This is a genomic window from Streptomyces sp. NPDC017940 (genome assembly GCF_044328435.1).
GTDB lineage: Bacteria > Actinomycetota > Actinomycetes > Streptomycetales > Streptomycetaceae > Streptomyces.
Genome location: NZ_JBIRHJ010000007.1, coordinates 407,106 through 426,432, shown reverse-complemented (window position 1 = coordinate 426,432; position 19,327 = coordinate 407,106). Strand labels below are relative to the sequence as shown.

Genomic DNA, 19,327 nt, shown 5'->3' with positions numbered 1-19,327 from the left:
AGCCTCCCGATTCCGCCTTGTGAAGGAGAACTGATGGCAACCACCCTGAACTTGATTGGCGTCCACCTGCTCTTCGAGCGCGACGACGAGATCCTGCTCGGCCTGCGAGGCTCCACCGCCGAATTCGCCCCTGACACCTGGCACTTCCCTGCCAGATGTTGCGAGCACGAGTCGATCAAGCAGTGCGCCGTCCGTGAGGCGCGAGAGGAGCTTGGCCTCCGCCTCGAGCCCGAGCACCTCGACCTGGTGCATAGCGTCCATCTTCTGGATCCGGACAATCCCCGACCACTTCTCGAGCTGGTCCTGCGCGTGCGGCGCTGGCAGGGCGAGCCGCAGCTGATGGAGCCGGACAAGTGCCACAAGTGGGCCTGGTGGCCGAGGTCCGCGCTGCCCGAGCCGATCGTTCCGTACGCCAAAGCCGCCCTCGAAGGCATCGCCGCGGGCAGCCCGTACACCGAACTCGGCTGGCCCGACGCACGCCCGCCGTCCCGCCATACCGCGCTGACAACGCCGAAGGAGTCCTGAACGACCCACATCTTCGCCAGTCACTCGCCCCGCTGAACTGACCCGCTCCCTGGAGGCTCGCATGACCCAGCCCACTCCCGCCGCTCCCCACGCCGCGACGCCTCCTCCCCCTCCCCTGCCCCAGGAGCCTCCCCAAGCCGCCGTCGCCCGGCAGGAGATGGTTGCCCGGCTGGATGCCGCCCAGCCGCTGGACCCGGCCGTGCGTGAGGCGCTGCTCGCTCTGCGCCTGGACGTGCTGATCCCCCGGGCCTACGTCCGCCAGGTGCCGGACGGCGTCGAACCGGGCGTGTGGAAGCTCCTCAACGGCGCGCATCCCGAGGATCGCGACGAGTGGCTCAGAGTGCTGTACAGCGGCGACAGCGTCCGCATCCAGCACAACGGTGAGCGCCTGGACCGGCAGCGGCGCGGCGTGGTGACCGGCGGGCGGATGACCTCCATGTCCAGCGTGATGAGCATGACCGCTGCCTTCCTCACCGAACTTCAACCACAGCGCGGCCAATCCTTCCTCGACCTGGGTAGCGGCGCCGGGGTAACCGGGATGCTGGCCTGCCTGATCTGCGGCCCGGAGCGCGTGACACTCGTGGACCGCGATCCGTATCTAGTCGAAGCGGTCCTGGAACGCCTCTGCCTGCTCGGCCTGCGACCTCATGGCGTCACTGGTGACGGCTACGTCGGAGCACCGAACCTCGGGCCGTTCAAGAGGATGCTGTCCGGCTTCGCGGTGGAAGCCCTCCCTCTGCCCTGACTGGAACAACTGGCCCCTGGGGGCCGCCTGTTGACTACGCTCACGGCTCGGTCGCCCAGTTGGCCGGGGCGTGCTCTGGTGGAGAAGACCGCAGGCGGGCGCGTGGAGGCCACACTGCGGGGGGTGCGAAGCGGTCATCGCCCAGCTCAGGGGCTGGACTGGGTGAGCGTGCTCGCCCACCGCGAGCGGATCGCCGCCGAGCCAGGTACGCGTCGGAGTACCACGTTGGCGCCACCGGACGAGAGTGCGTACGGCCTGTGGCTCGCCCTGGACCATCTTGTCCCTGGGCTGGTGCGCGACTATCAGGCCGAACACCTGACCCTCATCGCCCCCGACGAGGACTCATGGGTCGTCGTCCGTCCCACCGTCGGAGGCGGCTGGATGACCGAGTCCGTGGGCGCGCGGCCCATCTGGGACCAGGTCGAGGAGGTGCACGCCCGCTGGGTGACGGCGGGCAAGCCGACCTCGTACCGCCTGGACATCGCCGCTGACGGCACCCAGTACGTCATCTCCGGCACCGGCCGCGCCGCCGTGGAGTGGGCCTTGCCGCACCACGCCCAGGCGGCGGTCCCGTCACCGGCCGGGGAGCGCGCATGAGTGATGCACTCAGCCTGAGCCCCGACGACGACGCGCCGAGCGGAGTGCCGCATCCCCGCGAGCACGTCCTCGACCTGCCGCCTTCCTCCCTCGAAACGGACATCGACGGCGACATCACCGATGACCTCAAAGAGGCGTACTGGTCGGTGTACGACGGTGCGGCGGCCAGTGCCAGCGTCGGGCAGATCCTGGGCCGACTGCCGCGGATCGTGCGCCAAATCGGTCGTCTGGCCTGGTCGACCGACCGTTGGGTGACCGTGCGGCTGGTCGTCATGCAGCTAGGCTCGGCGGCCATGCTCGCCTTCGGCCTGATGGCGACCGTGGGGGTGGTCCAGCATGTCGTGGGCGAGGGCCCCACCCCGGATCGGATCCGGGCCGCCGCTCCACAGCTCGTGGTCGTGGTGACGGTGCTGTCGGTGCGGGCGATGTTGGAGTACGGGGTCTCGGTGGCCCAGGCCCGTCTGACACCGAAGATCCGTACCGCGCTGGAGCGGGAGTTCCTGGAGCTGACCGCACATGTCCGGCTGGAGGTGGTGGACAACGCCGATTGGCACGACGAGGCGTACCGGGCCCGCGACCGGGGCCTGTTCTACGCCCGGCAGATCGTCGGCCAGATCATCACCCTGGCCTCTTCCCTCCTGGGCCTGGTCGGTACGGCCGGCGTCATCACCGTCCTCCACCCTCTGTTGATCGCGCTGCTGCCGCTGTCCGTGGTGCCGGTCGGGGCCGCCGCGATCTCCGCGGCCCGCGCCCGATTCCACAGCTTCAAGCGGTGGAACGCGCTGCAGCGCCGGGTGAACGTCTTCTCCTGGCTGCTGCTGGACCGGGACTCGGCCGCGGAGCTTCGCTCCGACACCGCGCAGCGCGCGCTGCTGGCCGAGCACTACCGGCTGTCCGAGCGCATCGCGGACGAGGACACCCGTCTCGGTCTCAGCTCCGCCCGGCTGTCCCTGGTCGGGCGGGCAGCGGGCGGGATCGGCACCGGCATCACCTACCTCGCTCTGTGCGCCATGCTGCTCAACGAGTGGCTACCGCTCGCCGCCGGCGCGGGCGCGGTGCTGGCCATCCAGAACAGCCGCTCCTCGATGACTGAGGCCGTCCAGGTCGCCCACCTCGTCTATGAACACGCCATGTGGGTCGACGACCTGCTGCGCTTCCAGGACAAGTGCCGCAAGCTGCTGCCCCGGCGCGGCGGCGTGATCGCACCGGCCGTCGTCAAAGAGATCCAACTCCGCGACGTCTCCTACACCTACCCGGGCTCGGACACCCCCGCGCTGGACGGGGTGTCGATGACCTTGCGGACCGGGACCACGGTCGCCTTCGTCGGCGTCAACGGCTCCGGCAAGAGCACCGCCTCTCGCCTGATCGCGGGGCTGCACGACCCCAGCAAGGGGTCCATCTCCTGGGACGGCGTCGACCTAATCGACATGGACAGCGAGTCCGTGCAGTCCCGGGTAGCGACGGTGCTGCAAGATCCGGTCCACTTCCCCTTCCCGGCGCTGGCGAACATCACCGTCTCCCGGGGAACGCTGACCGAGGCGGACCCGACACGGGCTCTGGCCGCCGCACGGGCCTCGGGCGCCGAACCCGTCATCGCTGCGCTACCGGGCACCTGGCGGGCGGTGCTGTCGAAGCGGTTCCGCGACGGACAGGAGCTGTCGGCCGGCCAGTGGGCGAAGGTCGCGGTCGGCCGCGGCCTGTACAAACAGGCCCCCGTACTGCTGTTGGACGAGCCGACGGCCAGCATGGACCCCAAGGCCGAGCACGCGGTGTACCAAGCGGTGCTGCGGGGCGAGCACCACGCCGACCGCATCACCGTGCTGATCTCCCACCGTCTGGCGTCCGTCGTCGGCTGCCACATGATCTACGTCTTCGACCAGGGTCGGATCATCGAATCCGGTACGCACCGCGAACTCATGAGGCTGGGCGGAGAGTACGCCTCGATGTTCGCCCTCCAGGCCGCGGGCTACCTCAGCACCGCACCTGAGGTGCCAGACGACGTCGACGCCGGGGGTGGCACATGACGTCCTCGTGTGATCTGCCGCAAATGTCCGGTGAGCAGACGCCAGTTGCCATCGAGCAGGACGCCAACCTGTGGCGGCATCGGCCCTTTCGCCTCTACCTGCTCGGGGAGGGCACCAGCGTGGCCGCCAGCTCCGTGGTGCCGGCCACGCCCGCCGTCGGGCGGGCGGCGTGTATCGACTTCGGCCTCACCCACGACGACCCCGAGGTCGTCGAGCGCGGCCGACGAACCCTGCGACGCCTCCAGAACACTCACTCCTTCTGACCACCAACCCCTCGACCGCAAGGAGCAGCCTCGGTGGAATACACACAACAGGCCGAATGGCACGACCACTACGCCCGCGGCGAGAGGTTCCGGGCCCTGACCGGCTCCGAACGCGCCGTCCTGGATAGCGCCCTCCGCCCCGCCGGTCCAGCCGTCGCCCTGGACGTGGGCTGCGGCCTGGGCGAACTCGCCCTCTACCTGAACGAGGTGGGGTACTCGGTTGACGCCGTCGACTACGCGGAGTCAGCCATCGAACTCGCCACCGCGCAGGCCCCGGACGACGTCGACGTGCACTTCCTGCACCACGACATCGAGCACGACAGCTTCGCCGACCTGCCCCATGACGAGTACGACCTGATCACTCTGCGCCTGTGCTACGCATTCCTGCACAACCGCACGTGGCTCCTCAACCGCCTTCGCGAGCATCTTCGGCCCGGCGGCACGATCTGCATCATCACCCCGCTCGCGGGCGCCGTCCCCGCAGACCGGCGTGACATCGCCCTCGACGAAGGCGAGATCGCCCTGGCCACGGCCGGATGGGCCACAGCCGAGCGGTTCGACGCCGACGGCATGGCCGTGCTGATGCTCCGGGAGCCTGCCGCGGGTCCGGTGTCCTTCGCCGACAAGCGACGCCCCACGCCGCAGGCCCTCATCGGCGCGGGTGTCGTGGTCACCGACGAGCAGGGCCGCGTACTGCTGGGCCGATCCGTACGCGGGGTCTGGGAGCTGCCCGGCGGCAAGCCAACTTCTAGTGAATCCTTCGAGCAGGCAGCCGTACGCGAGCTGGCCGAGGAGACCGGGCTCGAAACCTCGGTGGACAACGCGCAGGTGCTCGCCTTCCTGATGGACACCACCCACGACATCCCACGCCTGACCGCCGCCGTCCGCATCACAGCTCACCACGGCATCCCCACCGTGACCGAACCCGACCTGTTCCACCGTTGGGAATGGCACTGGCCCGCCGACCTCCCCGCCCTCACCGGCACGCTGTTCACGCCGTCCGCGCATGTACTGGACTGCGTCTGGCCCGGCCTCCTTAAAGGGCTGCCTCCCGTGCACCGCAACCGCGCCCTCCAGCCCGCCCCGCACGAGGACGCAGTGCAGGCGCACGAGAGCCACCGGCTACGCCAGGAAATGACCGACCAGCTGATCGAACAGGGCTACATCAACGACGCCTCCATCGAGGCCGCCTTCCGTCGTGTGCGTCGCCACCTCTTCCTCCCCGGAGTCCCGCTGAAGACGGTGTACGCCGCGGCCGACGCGACCGTCACCACCAAGTGCGACGGCAGCGGCCGGCCCACCAGCACGGTCTCGGCGCCCTGGCTGCAAGCCGTCATGCTCCGCGAGGCCGCCCTCGGCGCCGGCCAGACCGCGCTGGAGATCGGGTCCAATGGCCCCAACGCAGCACTCATGCAGGAATGCGTCGGCGCCGAGGGGCAAGTCACCACGATGGACATCGACCCGTTCGTCGTCGAACGCACAGCGCGCCTCCTGCCCGCCGCGGGTTACGACCGGGTGCGCGTCGTACTGGGCGACGGCGAGCACGGTGCTCCCGGCCTCACCGACGAGGGCTCCCTCGACGCGATCCTCGTCACCGTCCAGGCCCTCGACATCCCGTCGGCCTGGGTCACCCCGATCGTCGAGGGCGGGCGCCTGGTGGTCCCGCTGAGGATCCACGGATACAGCTGGGCCATCGCTTTCGAGAAGCGCGGCAACGAGCTGGTCAGCCGCTCCTACGCGGTGTGTGGCTTCGTCCCCATGCAGGGAGCCGGGGCCAGGGCGGAAGACGTCGTGTCCCTACGAGGCGGAGAGATCCGCCTGCGCTTCCCCGAGGGCGGCACAGCGGACGCCGAGCAGCTCACCCAGGCCCTTAAGGCGCCGCGCCTCGAACGCCGGACCGGCGTCACGCTGCCCGGCAACACCCCCTTTGACAAGCTCATGCTGCGGCTCGCCACCACGATGGACGGCTTCTGCCGCCTCGCTGTCGACCCGAACCTCGACACCGGGCTCGTCGAGCGCCCCAAGGGCTGGGACGCAGCGGCTGTGATCCGCGACGGCTCCCTCGCCCGCCTGTTGCTCCAGCAGACCGGCACCTCAACGTGGGAGTGGGTCATCCACGCCTACGGACCGGCCGCCGAGCAGCTCGCCGAGGAGATGACACAGCAAGTCATCATCTGGGACCGCGACCACCACATCCGCGACGCTCCCCGCTTGACGATCCGCTCTCGCCTCAAAGGCGACACAGAACCGACCGGCGCCCGCACTCTCGTGAAGCAGCACACTCGCCTCGACTTCGACTGGACACACCCGATCCGCACCAGCCTCTGATGTCGGATCCTTCACTGCCGCGCGCTCGGTCTCCGCCGCTCCCGGCGGCCTCCCGGTACGACTCCGCGAGCGCATTGGTCGGGGCCGCGAACGCAAGGGCGGGGAACGGGAAGTTCCACTGCTGGTGGCCCGCACCACCGGCTTCTACGCATGGAGCGACGCCCTGCGGGAGGCCCGTAAGGCTCTCACCGGGGCGGACATCGAATGGGTCTACAGCGACGAGGGCTCCGGGCATAAAGCACTGTGGTGGTCGATGCGTGCGCGCATCCTGCACGCCGATCACCGCATCACGAGCGAACTGCTCGTGTGTCATCCCATGGTGACCAGTGTTGTCGCCTATCACCGGCGCGAACGGTGGACGGACTGCGAGATCGTCCTAGTCCACTGCGACAACAGCTTGTCCAGCACTCCCGGCCGTGACGCGCCCAAGGGTCAGTCTCTGCGGCTACTGACCGTCGCCACCGAATTCGGCGGCGACGGAGACATCCGCACCCGTGCTCTGCAGCACTTCAACGAGGCGCTCGGCATCGACGGCATCGACGCAGGCCGGCTGCGATCCTTCGGAGGCCGCAACGACTCCTCCCTCCTGGCCGCCAAGCGCAGCGTGGCCGTACTCGAACTCACCGAGGACGAACTCACCGCCCTCCGCAGCCAAAACACCGAGGGTGCAGACGGCGGGGCGGAGGGCAAGGTGGTGGTCTGTCGAGTCGCGGATCTCCTGGCCGAGCCGATCTGCGCCTGGGCCACGCTGGGAGCCATCACCAGGGCCGTCATGCCAACCTGGCCACCGATTTCCGGTGACTTTTACACGGGCCGCATGTGATCTGTACCTAACCGATGCTGCTTCTCGCTCGCGACATCACCGCTGAGAGGGGAGGGCTGTCAGACAAGGACGCCGCTGCGCGTCGCGAGGCCGCGCAACTCCGGCGACGCCGGTCCGGAAACGGGCAGGCTCGAAATCAGTGACTTCACCGCGGGGCGGGCATGGGCGCGAGGAGTCCGAACGCCTCGTGTGGCAGTTCGAGGGCGTCCGCGAACCTGCGCCTCACGTCCACGTCGTTCATGGGGGCGATGCCTCGCTCGTAGCGGGACACCTGGGCGGCCGAATGTCCGGTCTTCTCACCGAGCTGGGCGAGGGTCAGCCCTCGTTGCCTGACGGGTTCGACGTACTAACTCTCCGGGCCTTTCATCAACGCCAGGGGCCGCGTGCATTCCATCTGTCACGTCGAGGCGGGCCCGGCACCCTTCCGGGGAGACCCCGGAGTCAGGACTCCGTGTAGCGGTCCAGAAATGCCAGCTCGGCGTCGGTGAGACGGCGGGGCCGTCCTGTATCCAGGTTGTAGGCGACGATGGTGGTCGTGCCCTCGGCGTATACGTGATCAGCATCGCGAACTTCATAGGTCAGATCGAACGACACGCCCTTGCGTTGCGCGACCTTGACGCACACGTCGACAGGGTCTTCGCGGTACTGCAGTGGTACGCGGTACTCGATAGCAGCTCGGCTGACGACGAACGCGTGCCGGCGGCGATCTGCTTCGTCCGCGGGCAGCACCTCCTGGAACATCCGCGTGCGCGCCTCCTCCATGAAGCGGAGATACAGCGCGTTGTTGACGTGCCCGTACACATCGGCGTCAGCCCAGCGCAGCGGGCAGGGGTAGGTGTACCTGTTCACGTGTGGATTCTTTCGGAAGAAGGGTGAGACTGCGCCAGGCGTGGAGAGGGCCACGCCTGCCGCGTTGGTTCCGGCGCATGCGGTGCCGGGCTCGGGTCCGGGACCGGTACGGGCCCTAGGCTGCCTCGTCGTGCGAGTTCGGTGGGTCGCTGTCGGGCAGGGGCAGATCGGCCAGGATGTCGCGGAGTATGCGCTGCTCGATGTCGCGTTCGCCGAGGAGCTGCTCGATGCGCGCTGCGGCGGCCTTGGGCTCGGCGGGCAGGCCCACGCGTACGAGCTGCTTCATCTCGTCGAGCCGCTCGCCGGACAGTTCCTTGCGCGGGACCCGTGCGATCACCGTCGTCGGTGCTACTTCGGTGACGCCCCACTGGCCAGCACTTTCTTCCACTGCCCAGAACACGCTCCGCTTGGAGGGTGAGAGCGTCAGCTGAGCGTCGGGGCCCATGAGGCGGCTGAGGGCAGGCAGAGGGATGGCGTCCTCGCCCGCCTGGGCCGCAGCCTGCGCCGCGCTGCTGACCAAAAGGCGGGCCGTGCGAAGGTCTTCCGCGCGAAGGCGGTCTGCTTCGGCGATCCGGCCCAGCGCCCGGTCCCGCTCGTGTGCACCGTTGTGCGTCTCGTCCGCCCAGGCGTCGCGGACACCACCGAGGGCGTCGCGCTGAGCATCGGGCTCCACCTCGGCTCCGGCCTCGACCCACGTCATGACGACGAACCGGCAGTCGGGCATGATCGCCGGGTAAGCGACGTGGCTGACGATCTCGATCGTCTTGTAGTCGAGCGTCGGAACGGTGGCGAGGAACACGTGCCCGTCGCGGTGCTCCACGAAGTCATTGTCCGACTCCCAGATGCGGAGCACCTCGGGGTTCTTCTTGACGTCCTCGATCAGTTCCTGGAGGTCGGGGTCGTCGCCGTGGATGTTCTCCGCGAAGCGGAGCATCCGCACGAAGACCGTGGCGTGCTTGTGCCAGTCGTGGTAGGTCGCGCGCCCCTCGGCGGTGGTCAGCGCCCACCTGATCAGGTTGGCCTTCGGCTCCATCACCCACGGCCAGGTCTCGGCCATCGCGGTGTTGTACGCGAGGATGTTCCAGTTCCTGTCGCTGAGGTACGTGGGACTGGGCATCTGCTGGTCGATGAGCAGGCGCAGCGCGGGGCCCACCTCGGGCTGCCCCTCGGCGGACCGCAGATAGGTGCCGACGTTGTGGAGCAGCAGCGCGTGGCGATCCTCGGAGTCGAGCTGCAGCAGCTCGACCAGGGCGTCGCACTGCTCCTGCGTGAAGCGCGGCGTGGCGCCGGATTCGATGCCGCGCAGCTTGCGCTCACTGATTCCCAGGGCGCGGGCGGCGCGAGGCTGCGTGACCCCGGCGGCCTTCCTCCACCGCTTGAGCATCGCGCCAAAGCCGATGAACTGGCCAGCGGGCGTGGGGCGCGCGGGCATGAGTTCTGTCTCCGCAGCACTGGCCCTGCCCGCCTCGGGGTGCTGCTCTGCGCTTGTGTCGGAGGTCCCCTCTTCCGCAGCGCCGTTGCTGTCGGGCTGGTCCGGTTCCTTCGCGACCATTGAGATCCTCCCTCTCCTCTCGAACGGAGACGCCTGATTTTGGGCATGAAAAAGGGGGGTCAGCGCAATAGCTGGCCCCCGCCCTGTCGTCTCCCCACCACGACCATACGCAAAGATTTAGCCGACCTTGACCACGTGTGGCCTCGCCCACATACCACGCGGAATGCATTGTTTATTACTGAACGGAACTCGGCCATATCAAGGAGACGTTCGCTGGCGAATCGGGCATCTCGGCGGACAGGTCAAGATCACTCCGCGAAACCGGCAAAAGATTGCCGGTTTTCGTTCCCGGCCACTGAGGGCGGTCTAGACCAGACTGTCAAATCGGCCTCCTGCAGCAGTGGATCACCTCATTCCGCTTACACGACAAGCGACTTACGGCCCCGTAGGTGGATTGGCGAGCGGGTGCGACACACCTGATCTATGCATGTAAATCGGGCAAAAGATCGCCGTTGACGCTGCCGGTGAGGCTTGGCTTAAATCCTTCTGACCAGCCGGTTCAACACGTTGTGACAAGAGGCGCAGGGGGGTTGCAGTGCAGATCATCTCCGGGATGCTCGGAGCGATCCGACGGCTGCCCGCAGCACGGCCCGTGGCCTCGACCCGCAGACGCAGGAGCCGACGCCCTCCCTCTGCGACTTGTACCGCCGCCTTTAGCTAAGTCTGGATCTTGTCGCGGCGCCCGCATATGTTCGTCGTCCCTCGCCGGGCATCCCGCCCGGCGACAGAGACGAGGAGGAACAGCGTGGGCTTCACGCGAATCGGCCGGGCCGAGTAGCCCAGAAAACAGCGGCGGCGCCTGAGAGGTGCAACTCCCAGACGCCGACCGCCCAATGGGACTCCTGCCCGTGCAAGGGCCGGAGATTTACCCACCATCACCGCACCGGGCCAATTCCCATACACGCCCCGGCGCGGCTTCTACTTCAGAGGAGAGTGTTGCATGCGCGCTGCCCTGCGCAAAAGGCCGGTTCACCCGGCCGGCGCGGCAGGCTGCCCCCTGTCCACTGCCCGTGACCGCATGCCGGTCGGGCGGGGCCCGCTCCGGCACAGCGTCGGAGGTGGGGCCTGATGGCACGCATCCGCACGATCAAGCCCGAGGCGTTCGAGTCGGAGGACCTGGCCTCGGTCAGCCTCACTGCTGAGCGGACCTTCTTCGGGCTCCTGACCCAGGCCGACGACTCCGGCCGGCACCGCGACCACCCCGCGATCATCGCCGGACGGCTGTGGGCCCTGCGTCCGGAGCACACCGCCACCCACGTCGCCCGCGACCTGGACGAGCTGGCTTCGGCCGGGCTGGTGTGCCGCTACACCGGATGCGACGGGCGGACCTGGCTGCACATCGTCACCTGGGACCAGCACCAGAAGATCAACAAGGCGACCGCTTCTCGCCTGCCGCGCTGCCCCAGCCATCAGGCCCGGCAGCACTGCGGCAAGTGCCAGGGCGGGGCCTGCCCCAGCACGCGGGCAGAGGCATCGCCCTCGGTGGCACTGACTCCTCCCGGAGAACTTCCGGAGGGCTCCCGGAGCCCGCGGGGAGGACTCCCCAGCCCTCTCATCCACGCCACCGACGCCTCGGGGCGTACTCTGGAGCCCGAGACAGCGACGGTCAGCGCCTCAACGGACGCCGCTTCGACAGCGACGGGTAAAACCGCAGGTCAGAGGGCAATACCGGAGGACTCCCGGAGGACTACGGGAGGACTACAGGAGGAGTCACGCCCTGGATCTAGGATCTTGGATCCTGGATCTTTCCTTACGGGGCGCGAGGCGCCCGCGCCCGACGCCTCCTCGGTCAAGGTCTCGGCCAAACATCTGGTGGCCGAGTACGTCCGAGGCTGCAACCGCCGCCCTCCGGAGGACTTCCTCGGCCATCTGGGCCGGAAGGTCAACGCCCTGCTCGACGAGCGGTTCGAGGCCGACGACATCCGCGCCGCGCTCGACAAGCTGCGGGCCAAAGGGCTCAACCCCAGCGTCCTGCCGAGCCTGGTGAACGAGGTCGTCAACGCGATGCCCCAGTCGGCTGCCGCGCTGTCCTCCGCCTCCGGCGCCGGGCCCTGGGTCAGCACCGGCAGCTCCTACACGCCGTATCTCAACCCCACCGCCGAGCCCACGACGTTTGGAGGCCGCCTGTGACCCGCGCCCGCTACGCCGACCCGCAGCCGGCGATCTCCGAGCGGCTGCGTGAGCGCCTGGAGGCCAAGCTCGCCGAGCGCGGCCTGGACCTGAACCGGGCTCTGCCGGACACTCCTGAGCCGATCCCGGCCCTGGAAGCCGCCCAGGCGCGCATCCCGGTCGACTACCGCGCCGCGGTGCCCGAGCACCCGGAGGTGGCCGCGTGGGTGCGGGCCATCGCCGACAACGCCGTGGCGCCGAACGCCGAGGGCGTCAACCCGCACTACGGCACCGCCGGGCGCAGGCAGATCACGCATGGGCCCAGCCTGCTGCTGTGGGGCTCCACCGGTGCCGGCAAGACGCACGAGGCGTTCGGCGCGATCCGCGCCCTGACCGCTGCCGGATGCGGGGTGCGCTGGCACGCCACCACCGCCGCCGACCTCTACGCCGAGCTGCGTCCGCGCGCCGGGGTGGACCCCGAGCACACGCTGCGGCGGGTCATGCGAATCCCGGTGCTGCTGCTCGACGACCTCGGTGCGGCCAAGCCGAGCGAGTGGACCGAGGAGATCACCTTCCGGCTGGTCAACTGGCGCTGCCAGAACCGGCTGCCGACGATCGTCACGAGCAACATGCCGCCCGTGCGCACCGACCGGATGCCCGCGCGCCAGGCGGTGCTGCGCGACAAGGTCGGCGACCGCGTGCTCTCCCGCCTGTCCGGCATATGCACCGCCGTCGAGTTCACCGGGCCCGACCGCCGCTTCCAGCGCCGCTGACCTGCCCCTGCGCCACTGATTCCACCGTGCGGACCTGTCCGCCGCACCCTGTCCCGCCTCGCCGCACACCGCCGTACCGCGGTGCTGCCCTGCCCGCCTTCCTGCGAGGCGACCTCGGAGACTCCCTTGCGCTACAAGACCACCAACGACTCGCCCGCGCCGGACCTGCGGGGAACCGGCGACCACAGCTGGCACGCCCGGGGCGCCTGCTACGGCATGGCCCCGGCCCTCGCCGACAAGCTGTTCTTCCACACGGTGCGGGACCGCCGGGCCATCGCCGAGGCAAAGCAGATATGCGCCACCTGCCCGGTGAAGAAGGACTGCTTCAACTACGCGATCGACCACCAGGTCATCTTCGGCATCTGGGGCGGCCTGACCGACAAGGAGCGCCAGCCCTGGCTGAAGAAGCGCGGTGAGCGTCTGGACTACGACCGCGTTCGCGCCACCCTCCAGGGCCGCGACGTCCCCCTGAGTACGGCGGAGCGCAGCACCGTCATCCATCAACTGCGCCTGCGCGGCTGGAGCCCGGAACGCGTGGCCCACCGGCTCAACGCCGACCTCGACTGGACCCGCGACCTGATGCGCGAGGCCGCCCGCGCCATTGAGGCACGCGACCTGTACTGGGGCCTCGTGGAGGAGACCGACGGCAAGCTCCGCGAGCCTCGCCCCGGCAACCCAGACGAGAAGCACGCCGCGACACACGGTCGCGAGGTGCAGTCCCACGCCCTGATCTCCTCGCTCGGAAAGGCCGCATGACCCACCGCACCGCTGCACGCCCCACCGTCGCGCCCGTCGGCTTCTGGGACCGCCTCGCGATCGTGGTCCTCGGTCTTGCCGGCTGCGCCCTCAGCTACGACGCTCTGCAGCAGATGGCCGTCGCCATCCACATCCGCGGATTCCTCACCTACCTCTTCCCGCTCGTGATTGACGGCTTCATCGCCTACGGGGTGCGGGCCCTGATGGTTCTCTCCGAGGCCCCGCTGCGTGCCCGGCTCTACGTCTGGGTACTCTTCGGAACCGCCACCGCAGCAAGCATCTGGGCCAACGCCCTGCACGCGGTCCGCCTCAACCAGCAGACCATCCGCTCCGGTCTGCGGCTGGGGGACACGGTCGTCGCCGTGCTCTCCACCCTCGCCCCACTCGCCCTGGCCGGCGCGGTCCATCTGTACATCCTCATCACCCGCTACCACCCGGCCGACCAGGATCCGGCGGAGGCCCCGGCGGACCACGACCGAGCGGACCACGGCGACGAACGAGCGACCCAGACCGGTCCGAAGAATGCGGGCCAGGGCGCCGGGGCAGACCAGACGCCGGACCGCGAGCACGGGCGGACCACGGACCAACCGCCCTCTCCCGCCCTCGCCGACGACGAGCACGGACCAGCCCAGGAGCGTGGTCCGGTGAGCGCGGACCAGGGTGCCCCGGCGGACCAGATGCCGGACCGCGAGCACCCGCAGACCGCAGACCACGGCACGCGGACCACGGACCAACCAGCCGCCTCCGTCCCTGCGGACCGCGACGCCACGGCTGCGGACCAGCGGGCCAACCCCGCACCGGACCAGCCGGACCAGGTCGCGGACCACGACGTGACCGCTGCGGACCAGCAGATCGCTGCTGGTCCGCAGGAGGCCGACAGCGAGGGGCGGACCAGCAACGCCGCAGGCCAAGCGGCCCCCGGACCGCGTGGTCTGGCGGACCACGAGCGGGCGGACCACGTACGCGGACCGGCCGAAGGGTCTGGTCCGGTGAGCGCGGACCAGGGTGCCCCGGCGGACCAGATGCCGGACCGCGAGCACCCGCAGACCACAGACCACGAGACGCGGACCACGGACCAACCAGCAGCCTCCATTCCTGCGGACCGCGATGCCACGGCTGCGGACCACCGGGTCAACCCCGCACCGGACCAGCCGCTGGACCCGTCGGCGGACCAAGACGAGGGCGGCGCCTCGGGCGGACCGCAGGGGGCGCGGACCGCAGACCATGACGCCTCTGCGCCGGATCCGCGGACCAAGCCCGAGGACCAAGAAGACAAGGTCCCGTGGGAAGCGAAGGTCGAGGTCGCCCGCAGAGCCGCTCTCGCGGAAGGCCGGATGACCCGCCGGGCCCTCCGACCGCACCTGCGCAGCGCCAAGATCAAGGTCAGCAACGAGCTGTTCAGCGACCTCCAGGCCGCCCTGTACGCCGATCCGACGCTCGCTCACCTGCCCCGAGACACGAGGAGAGCCCGATGAAGACCTGCGAGCGCTTCGAGCGCATCAAGCGTGGCTACGAGCGGGACATCACCTACCTGCGCAACCACTCCCGGCGCAGCGCGGGCACAAAGGCGGCGAAGACGAGCGCGACCAACGCCCTCGCCGTGAAGTCCCGCATGGCCAAAGCCCTCGGCCGGCACTTCGAAGGCTGCCCGATATGCGGATGACCAGGCGATAACCGCAGGTCAAACACCTTATCCCCCTGTGAAGCGGTGGCCCGGCCCGGTGCCGGCCACCGCCCCGGCCCTGGAGGACCCGCCATCCGCTCCCGCCAGTCCCGTACGTCGATCCCGACCGCAGCCGAGGCGAGCGCCTGGGCGGAAGTCCTGGTCCGCCGCCGTCTCCTGCACGCCGCTGTCCTGGCCCCGAGCGGGCAGTGGCTCGTGCAGAGCGCTCCCGAGGCCCCCGTACGCGTCCTGGACGGGCCCGTCGCCATGGTCGATCTCGCCGCCCAGGTCCAGCTCCATACCCGCACCACGAGGAACCGCACCCGATGACACGCCCGAACAACACGCAGCCCCGTACCCCCAACGAGGCGGTATCCAACTTCCTCTCGCGGGGAGCAAGTTGGGGCGGAAGCGTAGCTTCCGCCGACCCCGCCCCGAAGGGGGCGGGAGCGGACCTGCACCAGGGGGCGCAGGTCCGGCAGGCTTCGACCGAGGGCGGACCGAAGCCTGGGGGGAAGAATGAAGCGAACCGCCGTCCTCGCCGCCAGCCCTCCGCGCCGCGCGCCCGTCAGCGTCCGCGCCAGCCGCGCGAGAAGAAGCGTCTGCACCAGCCCAATGCACGCTTCAACGATGAAGAGTTCGCCCTGATCAAGTCCGCCGCCGCCCAGTCGAATCTGTCCGTCGCCGGCTTCCTCGCCCGCTCCGCCCTGCGCGCCGCCCGCGACGTTGACCGCACTGCTGCCGAGATCGCCGACGACCGCGAAGTGATCACTGCCCTGTTCGACTCCCGTCGCCGTCTCGGCTGGGCGGGCAGCAACCTCAACCAGGCCGTCAAGGCACTCAATTCCGGCGCCGACGCGCCGCAGCTAGAGTCGGCCATCGCCGCGGTTCGTGCGGCGGCCGACCGCGTCCAGGAGGCCGTATCCCAGCTCATCGCCCGCCAGCAGAACGCGGCATGAACCCGGCATGATTCCCAGCATCAACGACCCGGGCGACGACACCGCCGGTCTCCTCTACTACTTGTACGGTCCCGGCCGTGCCGAGGAGCACGTCGACCCGCACCTCGTCGCGTCCTTCGACGGCCTGGCGCCCGACCCCGGCCGCAGCGCCGACTTCCACCGCGCCATCAAGGATCTGGCGGGTCTCATCGACCAGCCCGTCGAGGCTCTCCCCCCACACTCCCGCCCCGCCCTGCCCGTGTGGCACACGTCGGTGCGTGCGGCTCCTGGCGACCGCACGCTGTCCGACGACGAATGGGCGGATATCGCCCGCCGGGTTGTCGCCGCCACCGGCATCGATCCCGGCGGCGGGGAACCCGGCTGCCGCTGGGCAGCCGTACGGCACGCGGACGACCACATCCACATCGTCGCCACCCTCGTGTGCGAGGACGGAAGCCGCCCCGACGACTTCCGCTCCGGTATGCGTGCCCAGGCCGAATGCCGTCTCATCGAGAAGGAGTTGGGCCTGACTCTGGTCAACGCGGGCGACGGCACTGCCGCCAAGCGGCCCACCAGCGCGGAGCGCCACAAGGCGGAGCGTCAGGGCCGGGAGCAGACCGCCCGCGAGGAACTGCGTGAGACCGTCCGCCGGGCGGTGGCCGGCGCCACCAGCGAGGAGGAGTTCTTCGACCGGCTGGCCGCCGCCGGCCTGCTCGTCCGCAAGCGCGAAGCACCCTCCGGTGACCTGCTCGGCTACAAGGTCGCGCTGACCGACGACCGCAACGAGGACAACGAGCCGGTCTACTTCGCAGGCTCCACGCTCGCCCCCGACCTCTCGCTGCCGCGCATCCGCGAACGCTGGTCGGCAACCCAGCAGGACGCCGCCGGGCCGGACGACCGCGCCAGCGCGCCGAGCGGTCCGGCACGGGCACGGCGCCGTGCGGCAGCCGCTGCCTGGCAGGCGCTCGTGATCATCGACCACGGCAATGACCGTCAGGCCGCAGCTCTCATCGCGGCGGCCGGTGAGGTCCTCGACGCCCTCGCCAAGACGTCCGCCGCCCATACCCGCAAGCAACTCCAAGAGGCGGCACGCGCTTTCGAGCGCGCCTCCCGCTCCCACGTACAGGCCGAGCGCGGGCACGACCGCGCCCTGCGCCAGGCCGCCCGCGACCTCATCTACGGCGGACCGGCCCTGGGCCGCGGAGAGGACGGCGCCACCACCGCCATGGTGATCGACATGGTCGCCTTCCTGGTCATCGCCGCCGCCCACTGGCACGGCAAGAAGAACCACGCCCAGCAGGCCGCAGCCGCCCGCCAGGCCGCCGAACACCTACGCGCCGCCTACCAGTCCGCCGCCCAGCACCCGATGGCCGTCCTGCGCCACCGTGGCCGCCGCCTCTCCCAGCCGCTCCAGCGCCGCCAGGTGGCCCACCTACGCCAGGCGATGCCGGAGCTGGCCGAGCAGATCCTCGCCGAGCCCGGATGGCACGCGCTCGCCGCCACCCTCGCCGACATCGAAGCCGCCGGGCATGAGCCCGCCGCCCTGCTCACCGAAGCCGTGGCACGCCGCGAACTCGACACCGCCGAGTCGGTCAGCGACGTCCTGGTCTGGCGGCTGCGCCGCCTGGCCGACCTGCCCGCCGACGCCTCCGCCATGTCCGAGGCCGACACCGCCGCGCCGCAGAGCGCCGGGCGGCCGAAGCGGCCCACCACCGGGCGCAGCACCCGGCCCAGGAAGCCGAGATGATTCCTGAATCTGCAAGTTGCAGCAGGTCAGGGGCCTGGGGCACTCTCCGTGTGGCCGATGAACGACGAAGAGGGGGACGAATGTTTCGACGACGCGCGGACCGCGAGTTCCGTGACGCCCAGCGCGCCGGCCAGGCGATGCTGCAGATGCACGCGACCTGGCAGGCGCCCGACTTCGGCAGCCCGGCCGCCGAGCCGGCGCCGCCCGCCCACGGCGGGGGCATCGGGCAGGTGCCCGACTTCCCGCCGCCGGACCTTCGCGTGCCCTCCCGCCACGAGGTCGAGGGACTGATGATGCGCTGGGAGCAGCCGCTCGTCATCGACGGTGAGGTACGTGAGTGCCCGCAGTGCGGCGCGTACCGGGACTGGATCGTCTTCAGCATGCGCGACGACACGATCTGGCTGCGCTGCCGCGCCGGCCACAACACCGCCGAGCCGCGCCTGGACCCGGCCTGGTACAACCGCAACTCCGGTCCGGTGGACCACTTCCACCCCACGCTGGACGACGGCCTGCGCCACCTGGGCCATTGACCACCCCTAACCCCTACCCGCCGGCAGTGCCTTGCGCGGCGGCCCAGTCAGACCGTCCGCTCCGCACACTCCAGGGGTTTTGTTTGCGTCGCCACACCACCGCCGTTCTCGTCCTGACCACGCTCGCCGGGCTCGCTGTCGCGGGATGCTCCGATGGCGGCTCCAGCTCCTCCCGTACCTCGTCGTCGGCATCCTCCGCGTCTCGTGGCGCAGGCAGCACGGCGGCAACGAAGCCGCTGCCCTCGGCCGTGCTGAGCACACGGCTACTGACCGAGGAGGACCTGGGCGAGGGATATGCGCGCAAGGCCGAGCGGACTCCGAACACGGACGACGTCACGGTGATCGGATGCCCCGCCCTCGACAGGCTCGGCCAGGACGCGTCGACCGGCGCGAGCCTCGACTTCCCGCGCAAGGCAAAGACCGCCTTCACCTACAGCAGGAACAGCAACTCCGAGCTGAGCGAGGAGCTGTACAGCGACACCGCGCGGAAGCTGTCCGACGGCGTGGACCGCATCTTCGAGGCGATGGCCTCATGCCCCAAGTACCAGGTCGTCGCGGGCAGCACCGCCGTCGACATGACCACTGAGACAGCCACCGCACCCGACCTCGGGGACGAGCGATGGAGCCATCTGCTGACGTACGCGGCTGGCGGGCAGCGTACCGTCGTCAAGCAGACGGCAGTCCGCGCCGGGAACATCGTAGTGATCGTCTCCGGCTCACCAGCCCTGGTTGATGCCCACCTCGACAAGGCGCTGAACAAGGCGCGTGCCCAGGGATGAGGTCCCTACCCGGCGTGCAATGCGTGGAAGGGCGCTCTCGGATGTTCGCTTCGCACAATTCCGTCTCCGATGCACCACCCGTTCTTTGGCTGGGTGGTGGGACTGCTGTGCTGTTTGGCTTGTTCGCCTGGGTGTTCACCGGCAGCCCGCGGTGGTGGTTGGTGGGCGTCATCTGCGGGGTGTGCGTGAGCCTCATCGCGTTCGGGATACGGACCATCTTCCGCAATCACGAGGTCGGTTAGCGCGCCAACCACACCACGTGAAGCAGCACTCAACGGTGCCCCTGCCACTTCTGGCAGGGGCACCGTCATTTCGCCAGGCGTTGC

At 69.7% G+C, this 19,327-nt stretch carries 19 protein-coding genes and 1 pseudogene; 17 read left to right on the top strand and 3 right to left on the bottom strand.

The window, feature by feature from the left end; all coding sequences use genetic code 11:
- Window positions 1-33 precede the first annotated feature (33 nt).
- The 7 genes from ACH4DX_RS25640 to ACH4DX_RS25610 all read left to right on the top strand — a co-directional run bounded on the left by ACH4DX_RS25640 (window position 34) and on the right by ACH4DX_RS25610 (window position 7,305).
- Window positions 34-525, top strand: coding sequence for an NUDIX domain-containing protein (locus tag ACH4DX_RS25640; RefSeq protein WP_398156873.1), 492 nt, complete (start codon window positions 34-36; stop codon window positions 523-525).
- Window positions 526-586: 61 nt separating this feature from the next.
- Entirely contained in the window at window positions 587-1,270 is a 684-nt protein-coding gene (locus ACH4DX_RS25635; protein WP_398156872.1) for a hypothetical protein, read from the top strand.
- Between the two features lie 162 nt (window positions 1,271-1,432).
- Window positions 1,433-1,867: a hypothetical protein gene (locus ACH4DX_RS25630; protein ID WP_398156871.1), complete on the top strand. Its 435-nt coding sequence runs from the start codon at window positions 1,433-1,435 to the stop codon at window positions 1,865-1,867.
- A complete protein-coding gene (locus ACH4DX_RS25625) occupies window positions 1,864-3,891 on the top strand; it encodes an ATP-binding cassette domain-containing protein (protein ID WP_398156870.1) in 2,028 nt (675 codons plus the stop codon). Before ACH4DX_RS25630 ends, ACH4DX_RS25625 begins: the two co-directional genes overlap by 4 nt.
- Before the next feature lie 23 nt (window positions 3,892-3,914).
- Window positions 3,915-4,154, top strand: a complete 240-nt coding sequence (locus tag ACH4DX_RS25620; protein WP_398156869.1) for a hypothetical protein — start codon at window positions 3,915-3,917, stop codon at window positions 4,152-4,154.
- Window positions 4,155-4,187: 33 nt separating this feature from the next.
- Entirely contained in the window at window positions 4,188-6,482 is a 2,295-nt protein-coding gene (gene fxlM / locus ACH4DX_RS25615) for a methyltransferase, FxLD system (protein ID WP_398156868.1), read from the top strand.
- A gap of 124 nt (window positions 6,483-6,606) precedes the next feature.
- The gene (locus ACH4DX_RS25610) at window positions 6,607-7,305 is read left to right on the top strand and encodes a hypothetical protein (protein ID WP_398156867.1); all 699 of its coding nucleotides are present in this window, start codon (window positions 6,607-6,609) and stop codon (window positions 7,303-7,305) included.
- Window positions 7,306-7,450: 145 nt separating this feature from the next.
- Here the strand turns inward: ACH4DX_RS25610 and ACH4DX_RS25605 are convergent, their stop codons facing one another.
- From ACH4DX_RS25605 to ACH4DX_RS25595, 3 genes are all read right to left on the bottom strand, one after another.
- Window positions 7,451-7,624 carry a helix-turn-helix domain-containing protein gene (locus tag ACH4DX_RS25605; protein WP_398156999.1) on the bottom strand — a complete coding sequence of 58 codons (174 nt, stop codon included), beginning with the start codon at window positions 7,622-7,624 and terminating at the stop codon, window positions 7,451-7,453.
- Window positions 7,625-7,746: 122 nt separating this feature from the next.
- Window positions 7,747-8,154: an acyl-CoA thioesterase gene (locus tag ACH4DX_RS25600; RefSeq protein ID WP_398156866.1), complete on the bottom strand. Its 408-nt coding sequence runs from the start codon at window positions 8,152-8,154 to the stop codon at window positions 7,747-7,749.
- A 115-nt stretch (window positions 8,155-8,269) separates the two neighbouring features.
- The gene (locus tag ACH4DX_RS25595) at window positions 8,270-9,706 is read right to left on the bottom strand and encodes a helix-turn-helix transcriptional regulator (RefSeq protein WP_398156865.1); all 1,437 of its coding nucleotides are present in this window, start codon (window positions 9,704-9,706) and stop codon (window positions 8,270-8,272) included.
- Window positions 9,707-10,774: 1,068 nt separating this feature from the next.
- On the opposite strand from ACH4DX_RS25595, the gene ACH4DX_RS25590 reads away from it, so the two are divergent.
- The 10 genes and pseudogenes from ACH4DX_RS25590 to ACH4DX_RS25545 all read left to right on the top strand — a co-directional run bounded on the left by ACH4DX_RS25590 (window position 10,775) and on the right by ACH4DX_RS25545 (window position 19,001).
- Window positions 10,775-11,836, top strand: a complete 1,062-nt coding sequence (locus tag ACH4DX_RS25590; RefSeq protein WP_398156864.1) for a hypothetical protein — start codon at window positions 10,775-10,777, stop codon at window positions 11,834-11,836.
- Window positions 11,833-12,588, top strand: coding sequence for an ATP-binding protein (locus ACH4DX_RS25585; RefSeq protein ID WP_398156863.1), 756 nt, complete (start codon window positions 11,833-11,835; stop codon window positions 12,586-12,588). Before ACH4DX_RS25590 ends, ACH4DX_RS25585 begins: the two co-directional genes overlap by 4 nt.
- Before the next feature lie 126 nt (window positions 12,589-12,714).
- Window positions 12,715-13,344 carry a WhiB family transcriptional regulator gene (locus tag ACH4DX_RS25580; protein WP_398156998.1) on the top strand — a complete coding sequence of 210 codons (630 nt, stop codon included), beginning with the start codon at window positions 12,715-12,717 and terminating at the stop codon, window positions 13,342-13,344.
- Window positions 13,341-13,773, top strand: a pseudogene (locus ACH4DX_RS25575) (DUF2637 domain-containing protein); the annotation flags it as partial. The gene ACH4DX_RS25580 and the pseudogene ACH4DX_RS25575, both read left to right, overlap by 4 nt.
- A 1,042-nt stretch (window positions 13,774-14,815) precedes the next feature.
- Window positions 14,816-15,007 (top strand): hypothetical protein, encoded by a 192-nt coding sequence (locus ACH4DX_RS25570; RefSeq protein ID WP_398156862.1) that lies wholly within the window; start codon window positions 14,816-14,818, stop codon window positions 15,005-15,007.
- A 45-nt stretch (window positions 15,008-15,052) separates the two neighbouring features.
- Entirely contained in the window at window positions 15,053-15,337 is a 285-nt protein-coding gene (locus ACH4DX_RS25565; protein WP_398156861.1) for a hypothetical protein, read from the top strand.
- Window positions 15,334-15,966, top strand: coding sequence for a plasmid mobilization protein (locus ACH4DX_RS25560; protein WP_398156860.1), 633 nt, complete (start codon window positions 15,334-15,336; stop codon window positions 15,964-15,966). Before ACH4DX_RS25565 ends, ACH4DX_RS25560 begins: the two co-directional genes overlap by 4 nt.
- Before the next feature lie 7 nt (window positions 15,967-15,973).
- Complete coding sequence (locus ACH4DX_RS25555; RefSeq protein ID WP_398156859.1) at window positions 15,974-17,692, top strand: mobilization protein; 1,719 nt, start codon at window positions 15,974-15,976, stop codon at window positions 17,690-17,692.
- An 80-nt stretch (window positions 17,693-17,772) separates the two neighbouring features.
- On the top strand, window positions 17,773-18,222 hold the full coding sequence (locus ACH4DX_RS25550) for a hypothetical protein (RefSeq protein ID WP_398156858.1): 450 nt from the start codon (window positions 17,773-17,775) through the stop codon (window positions 18,220-18,222).
- Between the two features lie 248 nt (window positions 18,223-18,470).
- On the top strand, window positions 18,471-19,001 hold the full coding sequence (locus ACH4DX_RS25545; protein ID WP_398156857.1) for a hypothetical protein: 531 nt from the start codon (window positions 18,471-18,473) through the stop codon (window positions 18,999-19,001).
- Window positions 19,002-19,327 lie beyond the last annotated feature (326 nt).